At 72.2% G+C, this 11,461-nt stretch carries 11 protein-coding genes; 6 read left to right on the plus strand and 5 right to left on the minus strand.

Annotated elements, in window-relative coordinates:
- The first annotated feature begins 24 nt into the window (after positions 1 to 24).
- Positions 25 to 543, plus strand: a complete 519-nt coding sequence (locus HUX53_RS04475) for an ATP-binding protein (RefSeq protein WP_176401899.1) — start codon at positions 25 to 27, stop codon at positions 541 to 543.
- On the opposite strand, the gene HUX53_RS04480 is transcribed toward HUX53_RS04475, so the two are convergent.
- Positions 476 to 1,909: a trehalose-6-phosphate synthase gene (locus HUX53_RS04480; protein ID WP_176401900.1), complete on the minus strand. Its 1,434-nt coding sequence runs from the start codon at positions 1,907 to 1,909 to the stop codon at positions 476 to 478. The two genes, HUX53_RS04475 and HUX53_RS04480, sit on opposite strands and share 68 nt — an antisense overlap.
- A gap of 295 nt (positions 1,910 to 2,204) precedes the next feature.
- The gene (locus tag HUX53_RS04485) at positions 2,205 to 2,666 is read right to left on the minus strand and encodes a DoxX family protein (protein ID WP_176401901.1); all 462 of its coding nucleotides are present in this window, start codon (positions 2,664 to 2,666) and stop codon (positions 2,205 to 2,207) included.
- Between the two features lie 118 nt (positions 2,667 to 2,784).
- Between HUX53_RS04485 and HUX53_RS04490 the strand changes: the two genes are divergently transcribed.
- Together HUX53_RS04490 and HUX53_RS04495 are read left to right on the plus strand one after the other, a co-directional pair.
- A complete protein-coding gene (locus tag HUX53_RS04490) occupies positions 2,785 to 3,246 on the plus strand; it encodes a MarR family winged helix-turn-helix transcriptional regulator (protein WP_176401902.1) in 462 nt (153 codons plus the stop codon).
- A 3-nt stretch (positions 3,247 to 3,249) separates the two neighbouring features.
- The gene (locus HUX53_RS04495) at positions 3,250 to 4,341 is read left to right on the plus strand and encodes an FAD-binding protein (protein WP_176401903.1); all 1,092 of its coding nucleotides are present in this window, start codon (positions 3,250 to 3,252) and stop codon (positions 4,339 to 4,341) included.
- A 92-nt stretch (positions 4,342 to 4,433) separates the two neighbouring features.
- On the opposite strand, the gene HUX53_RS04500 is transcribed toward HUX53_RS04495, so the two are convergent.
- A complete protein-coding gene (locus HUX53_RS04500) occupies positions 4,434 to 4,952 on the minus strand; it encodes a YbaK/EbsC family protein (protein WP_176401904.1) in 519 nt (172 codons plus the stop codon).
- A gap of 99 nt (positions 4,953 to 5,051) precedes the next feature.
- Between HUX53_RS04500 and HUX53_RS04505 the strand changes: the two genes are divergently transcribed.
- From HUX53_RS04505 to HUX53_RS04515, 3 genes are all read left to right on the plus strand, one after another.
- Positions 5,052 to 5,744 (plus strand): FadR/GntR family transcriptional regulator, encoded by a 693-nt coding sequence (locus HUX53_RS04505; protein WP_176401905.1) that lies wholly within the window; start codon positions 5,052 to 5,054, stop codon positions 5,742 to 5,744.
- A 412-nt stretch (positions 5,745 to 6,156) separates the two neighbouring features.
- On the plus strand, positions 6,157 to 7,452 hold the full coding sequence (locus HUX53_RS04510) for a hypothetical protein (protein WP_217919075.1): 1,296 nt from the start codon (positions 6,157 to 6,159) through the stop codon (positions 7,450 to 7,452).
- A 5-nt stretch (positions 7,453 to 7,457) separates the two neighbouring features.
- Positions 7,458 to 9,245, plus strand: a complete 1,788-nt coding sequence (locus HUX53_RS04515; protein WP_176401909.1) for a GMC family oxidoreductase — start codon at positions 7,458 to 7,460, stop codon at positions 9,243 to 9,245.
- A 6-nt stretch (positions 9,246 to 9,251) separates the two neighbouring features.
- On the opposite strand, the gene fdhA is transcribed toward HUX53_RS04515, so the two are convergent.
- A complete protein-coding gene (fdhA, locus tag HUX53_RS04520) occupies positions 9,252 to 10,460 on the minus strand; it encodes a formaldehyde dehydrogenase, glutathione-independent (RefSeq protein WP_309237049.1) in 1,209 nt (402 codons plus the stop codon).
- A gap of 80 nt (positions 10,461 to 10,540) precedes the next feature.
- Entirely contained in the window at positions 10,541 to 11,197 is a 657-nt protein-coding gene (locus HUX53_RS04525) for a response regulator transcription factor (protein ID WP_176401907.1), read from the minus strand.
- Positions 11,198 to 11,461 lie beyond the last annotated feature (264 nt).

An 11,461-nucleotide genomic window follows, 5' to 3' on the forward strand; every position in this document is an offset into this window, starting at 1 on the left:
CGGAGTGTATAGGAGACGGGCCGGGTGCCCGGCCTGGCCGGGCTCTGGCCGGCCCCGCACGCGGGCACCCCGCGCACCGCGCGGCGCGTGCTCCCCGCGGAGATCACCTCGCCGCGGGCGGCGCGCGAGTTCGTGCAGGCCACGCTGGACGACTGGGGTCTCGGCGGCGACGCCGGCGACGTGGTCGTCGCGGTGTCGGAGCTGGTGACGAACGCGCTGCGGCACGGCCTGGAGGGACTCCCCCAGCCGCTGCCGCTGTGCCCGATCCAGGTCGTCCTGGTCGGGCACCCGCGGCGGCTCGTCGTGTCGGTGACCGACCCGTCGGGACGCGCGCCCGAGCCCGCGCCGACCGAGCCGGACCGGTTCGTGGAGGGCGGCCGCGGCCTCGTCGTGGTCGGCGCGATCAGCGACGCGTGGGGCTGGGCGCGGCTCGCCACCGGCGGGAAGGCCGTCTGGGCGGCCTTCGACCTGCGGGTCAGCCCGCCGGCAGCGCCGGAGCCTGCTCCGCGGACCGGGACCGCTCCGGACTCTCCAGCTCGCTGAGGAACGCGTGGGCCCAGCGGTCCACGTCGTTCTCGATCACGCGGCGGCGCATCGAGCGCATCCGCCGCGCCTGGTCGGCGGGCTCGGCGGCCAGCGCCGACAGCAGCGTGCCCTTCAGCCCGTCGATGTCGTACGGGTTGACCTGGAACGCGCCCCGCTTCAGCTCGGCCGCCGCGCCGGTGAACTCGCTCAGCACCAGCGTGCCGCGCAGGTCCTTGCGGCAGGCCACGTACTCCTTGGCGACCAGGTTCATGCCGTCCCGCAGCGGGGTCACCACCATCACGTCCGCGGCGAGGTAGAGCGCGGTCAGTTCGGGTCGGTCATACGAACTGTGCAAATAGTGGATGACCGGAAACCCGATCTCGCCGTGTTCGCCGTTGATCCGGCCGACCAGCTGCTCGATCTCCTCGCGGAGCAGCTGGTACTGCTCGACGCGCTCCCGGCTCGGCGTGGCGATCTGCACGAACACCGCCTGGCCCGGCTTGAGGTGGCCGTCCTCGAACAGCTCCCCGAACGCCTGCAGCCGCTGCGTGATGCCCTTGGTGTAGTCGAGCCGGTCCACGCCCAGCAGGACGGTGGCGTCGCCCAGGTCGGCGCGGATCTCCTGCGCCCGCTCCTGGACGTCCGGGCGCCCGACCAGGTCGTTCAGCTCGCCGACGTCCACGGAGATGGGGAACGCGCGGGCGCGCACGACGCGGTCCTCCCAGAAGACGTCCTGCTTGACGTAGCGGGCGTCCAGGAGCCGCCGGCACAGCCGCACGAAGTTGGCAGCCGCGCCGGGCAGCTGGAAGCCGACGAGGTCGGCGCCGAGCAGGCCCTCCAGGATCCGCCGCCGCCACGGCAGCTGCCAGAACAGCTCCACCGGCGGGAACGGGATGTGCAGGAAGAAGCCGATGCGCAGGTCGGGGCGCAGCTCGCGCAGCATCGACGGGACGAGCTGGAGCTGGTAGTCCTGCACCCAGACGATCGCGTCCTTCGCCGCGACCTTCGCCGCCGCCTCCGCGAACCGCTTGTTCACGCGGACGTAGGCGTCCCACATCGCGCGGTCGTACACGGGCGGGGCGACGACGTCGTGGTAGAGCGGCCACAGCGTCGCGTTCGAGAAGCCCTCGTAGTAGAGCCGGACCTCCTCCGCGGACTGCGCGATGGGGTGGAGCGCCATGCCGTCCTCCTCGAACGGCGCGATCTCCTCGTCCGGGGCACCGGTCCAGCCGATCCATGTGCCCTGCCGCCGCCGCATCACCGGGGCGATGGCGCTGACCAGCCCGCCGGGACTGCGCCGCCAGCGGGGGACGCCGTCCGCCCCGACGTTCCGGTCGACCGGAAGCCGATTGGCCACCACAACGAACTCACTACCGCGCGACACCTGCGACCCGCCTCTCCAGGAAACCCTCAGCGATCACTCATGCCCAAAAACGGTCATCAGGAACATCTTGTCACTTCGACGCTAAAGAGCAGGAGGCTGAAAAGACGGATGTCAGGCGGCCGGGAGGACGGTCCCGGGGGTTTGGACCGGGCCATATTGCTTTCCGGGCAGGTGACCGATGTTGACGCGGCGGTCACGGCACCCGAGGCGGCCGCCGGAGTGTTATCCAGATCACATTGGCGGGGCCGGGCCGCGGTCGCGCCGCGGCCCGGCCCCGGCCGGTCAGCGGGAGTTGTCAGGCGGGAACGGACTGCCTCGGCTCGGGTTCGGGCTCGCGCCGGCGGCCCCACAGGACGGAGTCGACGGAGAAGCGGCCGGCGCCCGTGAAGGCGAACAGGAGGCAGACGACGCCGAGGACCATCACGTACTCGTAGCCGCCCTCCTGGTTGAACAGCCCCTTGCCCATGTGGACGTACCAGAAGGCCCCCGCCATATCGAGGGCGATGAGCACCCCGGCCAGCGGCACCAGGATCCCGGCGATCAGCGCGATGCCGCCGAGCAGTTCGACCCAGGTGCCGTAGACGGCGGCGAGCCCCGGCAGCGGGATGCCCAGGTGGCCGAACGACTGCGCGACGGCGGCGTGCCCTTCGTCGGTGAGCTTCTGCCAGCCGTGCGCGACGAACACGACGCCGACCGCGAGCCTGCCGAGGAGCAGGCCGGTGTCGGGCAGGGCGGGGTGGCGGCGGGGTGGGAGCATGCCTCGTCTCCTCCACTCAGAGGGTTGAAAAGCGAACTAGCAGAACGCTAGCAATATGATTCAAATTCAGACCATTTAGAAACTTCAAGGGTGTTTTCATGTCAACTAGAATCACCGCATGAACGAAGCGGGGGACGCCCTGGAACCACGCGAGCTGCGCGCCTGGATGGCCTTCCTCGCCGCCGGCCACCTGGTCGACCACGAGGTCGAGCGGCAGCTCAAGCGGGACGGCGGCCTGTCGCACGCCGAATTCGAGGTGCTGGTGAAACTGCGGACCGCCGCCGGCCGCCGGCTGCGGATGTCCGACCTGGCGCGGGAGGTGATGGTGTCCAAGAGCCGGCTCACCTACCAGGTCACCCAGCTCGAACGGTCCGGGCTCGTCAAGCGGACCGGCTGCGCGTCGGACCGCCGCTCGGTGTGGGCGGAACTGACCGACGACGGCGCCGCCGCCCTCGACCGCGTCCGCCCGGGCCATCGCCGCGTTGTCCGCGAGGCGCTCATCGACGTGCTGTCGCCGGACGAGATCGACCTGCTCGGCGACGCGCTCACCCGCGTCGCCGACCGTCTCCGCGACCGCTAGCCCATGCGCGACTTCGGGGGCATCGTCGAGCGCTCGCCCGCGCGCGTCGTCCGGCCCGCGTCGCCGGACGAGGTCGTGGCCGCCGTCCGCGAGGCCACCGCGCAGGGCCTGGACGCGGTCCCGCGCGGCACCGGGCATTCGACCTTCGGCCAGTCGCTGACCACCGGCGTCTCCCTCGATCTCCGCGGGCTCTCAGGCGTCCACGAGAACGGCGAGCGGCACGCGGCCGTCGCCGCCGGGACGACCTGGCGGGAGGTCCTGGCGGCGACGCTGCCGCTCGGGCTGGTCCCGCCCGTCCTGACCGACCACCTGGACGTGACGGTCGGCGGGACGATCTCCGCGGGCGGCGTCGGCGGGACGTCCCACCTGCACGGCACGCAGGCCGACAACGTCCTCGCTCTCGACGTCGTCGCGGACGGCGCGCTCGTGACCTGCTCCCCCACCGTCCGCCCCGACCTGTTCGACGCCGTCCGCGCCGGGCTGGGCCGCCACGGCGTCATCACCGGCGCGACGCTACGCCTCGTCCCCGCACCGGAGCGGGTGCTGTCCTGCACGATCCCCTGCCAAAACACAAGCGACCTGCTCCGCGTCCAACGAGAGGTGAAGGCCGAGCACATCTCGGGCCAGGTCAAGCCCTCGGCGGACGGCTGGCGCTTCGAGGCCAAGGCCGTCCTGGACGGGGACGGCGAGCCGCCACCCGGCACCACCGAGACCGAGAGCCTCGCCTACCTCGACTTCGCCGACCGGATGCGCCCCGACGTGGAGGAGTTGATCTGTCTCGGCGAGTGGGCGCGCCCGCACCCGTGGGCCATGGTCTTCCTGCCCGCCTCCCAGGCGGCCGCCGTGATCGAGTCGACGCTCGCCGACATGACACCCACGGACCTGGGCCTCAGCGGTGTCATCCTGGTCAAGTCCCTGCGGATCGGCCACGTCCCCATGCTCGCGGCGCCGGACGACCCGGTCCTGTTCAGCGTCCTGCGCACCGCCTCGCCGGGCTGCGCGCCCGTCCCGGACATGCTCGCCGCCAACCGCCGCCTCCTCGCCCGCGCCACAGCCGCCGGCGGCACCCGCTACGCCGTCGACTCGACCGGATAGGCGGCCTGGAAGGCGACCGCTCGTCGGGCACCGGAGGCAACGCGTCAAGGGCCGAGGCAAAGCGGACGGCCCGAGGTCGCCGATGGGCGTCCTCACTGGGCCAGGGCGAGGACCTGGGCGCCGGAGAGGGTCGCGAGGGCCTTGCCCGGCAGCAGGAGCTTCGACCTGCGGAGGCCACTGCCGATGACGGCGTGCGGGACGGCGGCCACGGCCTCGTCCACCAGGATCGGCCAGTCTTCGGGGAGGCCGACCGGGGTGATGCCGCCGTACTCCATGGAGGTCAGCGAGGTCGCGTCGGCCATCGGCGCGAAGGAGACCTTCCGGGTGCCGAGGTGCTTGCGGACGATGCCGTTCACGTCCGCGCGGCCGGTGGCGAGGATCATGCAGGCGGCGTAGGAGACCTCGCCGCCGCGCTTGGCGGCGACGACCACGCAGTTCGCACTGGCGTCGAGGGGGACGTCGTAGCGCTCGCAGAACGCGGCCGTGTCCGCGAGTTCCGGGTCGATCTCGGCGACCTCGGCCTCGGTCAGGGTGCCGATCGCGCCGGCGACGGGCGCCGCGAGCAGGTCGTGCCGTTCGTTCGCCGGACCCCAGTCGAGCGTGCCGAGCATGTGTCCATCCCCTTCCGTGTCCCTCCACCCTGCCACGGTCTTGACGCCATCACGCCCCGCGTGGTCCAGTGGCTGAGCCACTCGTCCTCTGGAGGTTCCGTGCCGTCCTCGCCGATCCCCCGCGACACCGTCGTCGACTCCCTCGTCGACCGGCTCCGCGACGACGTGCTGAGCGGCCGTTACCCGCCGGGCTCCTACCTGCCGCCCGAGCGGGAACTGGCCGCCGGTTACGAGGTCACCCGGACGTCGCTGAAGCATGCGATCGTCCGGCTCGCGCAACTCGGGCTGCTGGAGACGCGGCACGGGGTGGGGACGCGGGTCCGCGACTACGAGCGGCACGGCGGGCCGGAGCTGCTGCCGATGCTGGTCAGCACGGTCGGGCCCGCCTGGATGGCGGAGATCTTCGAGGTGCGGCGCGAGGTCGGCGCGCAGGTCGCGGCCAAGGCCGCAACGAACGCGACGGACGCGCAGCGGGCACGCCTGCGGGAGCTGGCCGCCGAGGTCCGCGAGGCGGCGGATGGGAACGCGGCGCAGCTCGCCGAATGCGAGATCCACCGCGTCATAGCGGCGGCCACCGGCAACCGCGTGTACGGCTTCATGGTCAACGCGCTACTGAACGCCTACCTCACCGTCCGCGAGGGCTTCACCCACGCCTTCACCGACCCGCCCACCGCAGCAGACCGCCTCGCCCCGCTGATCGGCGCCCTGTGCGACGGCGACGTGAAGCGCACGCAGTCGGCGGCGACCGCCTACTTCGCCGAGACCGAGGCGATCATGCTGGACCCAAAATGACACCCCGGCGCACAACCTCCAACGAAGCCATACGGGCAACGCTGCACCTCACAGACACCGAGACACTCACGACACGAGGCGAGGACGCGGCGCACCAGCCCCAGTCGGGTCATGCCGGCAGCACCGCGCCTCCGGACGGCGAGGCGGTCATGACGGGCGCACCACGAGGACGCGGCGCACCAGCCCCAGTCAGGTCGTGCCGACGGCACTGCGTCTCACAGACGCCGAGACACTCATGACAGGGCAAGGCGAGAACGCAGCGCACCAGCCTCAGTCAGGTCATGCCAGCAGCGCTACGCCTCGCGGACGTCGACGTGGTCAGGATGGGGGCGCAGTGAGTGTGCGGCGGACGGCTTTTAGTGAGGTTATGCAGGGGAGTCTGCGGGTTGCGGGGGAAGGGCGTTTGCGGCCGATGCGGCTGGAGTTGGACGTCGATCTCCCCGGGGTGCTGCGGCCGTGGGGTGATGTGGAGGGGGCGCTCGTCGGGCGTGTTTCCGTGCCGGGGTGGGCGGACGACGCCGAGGTGTCCGGGCGGTTGCGGGTCGCGCCGGTTGCCGCGCGGCAGATCCGTTACACCATGGACTTCACGGCGGACGATGGGCGGCGCCTGCATTTGGACGGCTGGAAGTCAGTGTCGGCGCGGCGGCCCGTCCGGTCGATGACGTCGCTGCCGGTCACGGTGACCGATGGGGACGGGGTCGTGGTCGGTGAGGCTCGGCTGCGGTTCCGCCTGCGGGGCCTTGAAGCCTTTCTCGCGAGCTTTCGCTTTCCCGCGCGGCCGGACGATCCGATGCGGCCGCGGTGGCGGGGGCAGGCGGGGCGGTTGGAGGTTTGGTACACGACGCTGACCGATCCGGCGACCGGGACTGGGGTGTGGCTCCATCACGAGTTGGTCGCGGCGGTGGCGGGCGGGGTGCGGGCGCATGGCTGGGCCGCGGTGTTTCCGCCCGGCGAGGCGCCCGTGTTCGCGCGGTTCGGCCCGTATGGGTGGGGTCGTCCGGAGGACGGCGTGTTCGCTGCCGGGCCTGTCGTGCAGACGGGTGATCGGCTCACTGGGGCGGCTGGGGGGATTAGCTGGGATTTGCGCGAGTCCGGTGGTGGGCGGCCGATCTATACGTTTCCGCGGTGGGCTTGGGAGCGGGAGCTGCTGCCGGCGGCGCAGATCGTCCCGAAGCCGGCGGCGATCTATGACGGCGTGGTGCGCTTCGGCGATCGGGTGCTGGAGCTGGAGGGGGCGCCGGGCGGGTCCGCGCGGATCTACGGGCACGGGAACGCGCGGCGGTGGGCTTGGCTGCACGCCGACCTCGGCGGCGGGGACGTGTGCGAGATCGTGGCGGCCGTCTCGACGCGGCCGGGTCTCGACCGGCTGCCTCCGCTGGCGTTCGTCCGGCTGCGGGTGGACGGGCGGGATCTGCCCTCCGGTGACTCTCTGCTTGCGGCGCTCCGGCTGCGCGCCGACATTGGGTTGCCGACCTGGACCGTCCGGGGACGGATCGGCGACCGGTTCCTGTACGTGGAGGTCACGCAGCGGCCGGAGGAGACCGTCGCGGTCGACTACGCCGACCCGGACGGCGCCCCGGCGGTCTGCCACAACTGCGAGCGCGCGGATGTGCGGATCAGACTGGCGCGGCGGGCGGGACGCGCCTGGAAGACCGAGCGTGAATGGCGGCTGGACGGCACCGGCCACGCGGAGGTGGGCCTGCGGTGAGCGCCATGGCGGGGACGATCTCAGTGCTCCTCGGGATTGAGGACGCGGCCGAACTGGACCGCGTCACCGCGCAGGCCGAGGCGATCGTGCGGACGCTGCCCGGCCCCGCGCGGCTCGGGCTGGCGGCTGGTGCCGGCACGCTGGACGTGCTGGCGCGCCTCACCACCGGGCACTCCCTGGACGGGCTGGACGCCGGGCGGCGGGACGCGCTCTGCACGCTGCTGGAGTCCCGCGCCGCGCGGGCCGTCGAGGCGGTGAAGATCCCGCTGCTGCTGGCCGCTGGGACAGGGCTGCTGCCGGGGCCGCCGGAACCGGGCGGGCTGGTGCGTCCTGATGCCGTACTGGACTGCACGCCGTCCGCCGACTGGCCTGCCTGCGCTACCGCCGACGCCGTCGTGGTCGGGTCCGGTGCGGGCGGGGCGATGGCGGCGCGGACCCTGGCGCGGCGCGGCATGGCGGTGGTGGTCCTGGAGGAGGGGCGGCGGTTCACAGCGGCCGAGTTCCGGGAGCGGCCGCCGCTCGACCGGTTCCTCGACCTGTACCGGGACGGCGGCGCGACGGTGGCGGTCGGGCGTCCGCCCGTGCTGCTGCCCGAGGGCCGCGCGGTCGGCGGGACGACCGTCGTCAACAGCGGGACCTGCTACCGGACGCCCAGCCGGGTGCTTCGGCGCTGGGCGTCCCTTGGGGTCCCGGTGGAGGACTTCGGTGCCGACTTGGACGAGGTCGAGGCCACGCTGCGTGTCGCGCCGCAGCCCATGGAGCCGCTCGGCCGCAACGGGCTGCTCGCGCTCGCGGGCGCCGAACGGCTCGGCTGGCGGGCCGCGCCGCTGCGCCGCAACGCGCCGGGTTGCAGGGGCAGCGCGCAGTGCGCCGTAGGGTGCCCCCACAACGCCAAGTACGGCGTCCATTTGAACGCGCTCCCGCAGGCGTGCGAGGCGGGAGCGCGCATCGTGACCCACGCGCGGGTCGAAAGGATCCTGGTCGAACGCGGGGTCGCCACCGGTGTGCGCGCGCGCCGCCCGGACGGCACGTTCTTCGAGATCCTCACGCCCCGCGTCGTCATGGCTGCCGGCGCCACGCAGACGCCCCTGCTGCTGCGGCGGTCCGGGCTTGGTGGGCATCCGGGGCTGGGACGCGGCATGGCCGTCCATCTGGCGACCAATGTGGCGGGGCGCTTCGCCGAGCCCGTGGATTCATGGTCGGGGGTGATGCAGAGCGTCGGCATCGAGGAACTGCACGGCGACGGCATCCTCATCGAGGCGACCGCGACACCGGCGGGCATGACGTCGTTCCCGCTGCCCGGCATCGGCCGGCGGCTGCGCGGCGAGCTGGACGAAGCGCGCCACCTGGCCGTGCTCGGCGCGATGATCGCGGACGCCCCGTCCGGCCGGGTGCACGGCGCCCGGCACCGCGCGCTGCTCCGTTACGACCTGACCCGCGAGGGCGCCGGGCGGCTGCGGCGCGCGATGACCGCGATGGGGCGGGTGCTGTTCGCCGCCGGGGCCGAGGAGGTGCTGACCGGGCTGGCCCGCGACCCCGTCGTCCGCGACGAGGGTGAGCTGACGCGGGCGGTTGCGGCGGCCTCGCGGGCCGACCTGCACCTGGCCGGGTTCCATCCGACCGGCACGGCGAAGCTCGGCGAGGCCGCCGCCCCCGTCGATCCGTCCGGGCGGCTGCGCGGCGTGCGCGGGGTGCACGTCGCGGACGCGTCCGTCCTGCCGACGTGCCCCGAGGTGAACCCGCAGCTCACCGTCATGGCAATGGCGCTGCGGATCGCCCGGGGCATCCGGTGACGGGCGTCAGGCCGCCAGCAGGCCGTGCGGGTCGAGGATGTACTTGCGCGCCGCGCCCTTGTCGAACTCGGCGTACCCCTCCGGCGCCTCCTCCAGCGAGATGATCGACGCGTTGACGTTCCGTGCGATCTGCGCCCGGTCGTGCAGGATCGCCATCATCAGCTGCCGGTTGTACTTCATCACCGGGCACTGGCCCGTGATGAAGTACTGCGACTTGGCCCAGCCGGTGCCGAAGTCCAGCCCGAGCCGCCCGACCTTGGCGTTCTCGTCCGACGCACCGGGGTCGCCGGTGACGTACAGGCCGGGGATGCCGAGCCCTGCGGCGGTGCGGGTGATCTCCATCAGGGTGTTCAGGACGGTCGCGGGCTGCTCCCCCGCCGACCCCTCGGGGCCGTGGCCGCGCGCCTCGAACCCGACGCAGTCGACGGCCGCGTCCACCTCCGGGACGCCGAGGATCTGCTCGATCTGCTCCGCCACGTTGCCGTGCTGCGAGAGGTCGATCGTCTCGCAGCCGAAGCCGCGGGCCTGCGCGAGCCGCCGGTCGTTCATGTCGCCGACGATCACGACGGCGGCGCCGAGCAGCAGGCAGGCGGACGCGCACGCGAGGCCGACCGGTCCCGCGCCCGCGACGTACACGGTCGAGCCGGTCGTGACGCCCGCGGTGTAGGCGCCGTGGTAGCCGGTCGGGAAGATGTCCGACAGCATCGCCAGGTCGGGCAGCTTCTCCATGACGGTGTCGCGGTCGGCGGGGAACTTGAGCAGGTTGAAGTCCGCGTACGGGACGACCGCGTACCGGGCCTGCCCGCCGTGCCAGCCGCCCATGTCGACGTACCCGTAGGCGGCGCCCGGCCGTTCCCGGTTGACGTTCTCGCACACGCCGGTGTGGCGCTCCTTGCAGTTGCGGCAGCGGCCGCACGCGATGTTGAACGGGACGCTGACAAGGTCGCCCTGCTTGACGAACTCGACGTCCCTGCCGGTCTCGATCACCTCGCCGGTGATCTCGTGGCCGAGCGTCAGCCCGGCGGGCGCGGTCGTCCGGCCGCGCACCATGTGCTGGTCGGAGCCGCAGATGTTGGTGGCCAGGACCTTCAGGATCACGCCGTGCTGGAGCTTGCGCCCGTTCTGCTCGGCCAGTTCGAGCTTGGGGAAGTCCAGGTCCTCGACCGTGACCTTGCCCGGCGCCTGGTACACGACGCCTCGGTTGGTGTCCGCCACGACCTCTCCCTCCACGTTGAGGATCGATCCCGCATCCATACCCGGCTTATGCCTGTTAGTCCGGATTTGCAAGGGCGGATTCAGGTGCCGAGATACCGCAGGACGGCGAGCACGCGGCGGCTGTAGCCGGTGGCGCGGGACAGGTCGAGCTTGTCGAAGATCGCGTTGACGTGCTTCTCGACGGCGCTTTGCGAAATGTGGAGGTTAGCGGCTATCGAGGCGTTGGTATGGCCCTGTGCCATGTGGTCCAGGACGTCCCGCTCGCGCGGGGTGAGCCGGGCCAGCGGGTCGGCGTGCGCGCTGTGCGCGAGCAGCCGCCGCACCACCTCGGGGTCGAACGCCGCGCCGCCCGCGCCGACCCGGTCCAGCGCGTCGAGGAACTCGTCCACCTGCGCGACCCGGTCCTTGAGCAGGTAGCCCACCCCGGTCGTGTCGGCGGTGATCAGCTCGGTGGCGTAGCGCTTCTCCACGTACTGGGACAGCACGAGCACCCCGACGCCCGGCCACTGCCGGCGGATCTCCAGCGCGGCGCGCAGCCCCTCGTCGGTGTGCGTCGGCGGCATCCGGACGTCCACCACCACGACGTCGGGCGGGCCCTGCTCGCCCGACGCCGCCACCGCGGCCAGCAGCGCGTCGCCGTCGCCGACCGCCGCGACCACCTCGTGGCCCTCCTCGGCGAGCAGCCGCACCAGGCCCTCGCGGAGCAGCGTCGAGTCCTCGGCCAGCATCACCCGCACGGCAGCTCCGCGGTGATCACGGTCGGGCCGCCGGCCGGGCTGTGCACGCCGAACGTCCCGTCCAGCGCGGCCGGCGGCCCGACCGTGCTCACCTGTCTCTACTACACATCTCCGAGCACACGAGACCTACTCCTCTCTCCTCTTCCGTCTTATGTTTGAAAAATTAAACCATCTTCCACTTCGTGACTACAGACCAAACACCGTTTCGACTTATAATACTTCTCGTTGTCGTTTGTTTTAACCTTAATCATTAGGATGAGCACA

It is taken from the genome of Actinomadura sp. BRA 177, from assembly GCF_013372625.1.
In the GTDB taxonomy this organism is placed as follows: domain Bacteria; phylum Actinomycetota; class Actinomycetes; order Streptosporangiales; family Streptosporangiaceae; genus Spirillospora.

Coding starts and splice junctions, on each gene's coding strand:
- HUX53_RS04500 (WP_176401904.1), bottom strand. CDS start 4,952: ATGCTCGGCACGCTCGACTGGGGTCCGGCGAACGAACGGCACGACCTG.
- HUX53_RS04490 (WP_176401902.1), top strand. CDS start 2,785: ATGAACGAAGCGGGGGACGCCCTGGAACCACGCGAGCTGCGCGCCTGG.
- HUX53_RS04515 (WP_176401909.1), top strand. CDS start 7,458: ATGGCGGGGACGATCTCAGTGCTCCTCGGGATTGAGGACGCGGCCGAA.
- HUX53_RS04510 (WP_217919075.1), top strand. CDS start 6,157: ATGCGGCTGGAGTTGGACGTCGATCTCCCCGGGGTGCTGCGGCCGTGG.
- HUX53_RS04495 (WP_176401903.1), top strand. CDS start 3,250: ATGCGCGACTTCGGGGGCATCGTCGAGCGCTCGCCCGCGCGCGTCGTC.
- HUX53_RS04485 (WP_176401901.1), bottom strand. CDS start 2,666: ATGCTCCCACCCCGCCGCCACCCCGCCCTGCCCGACACCGGCCTGCTC.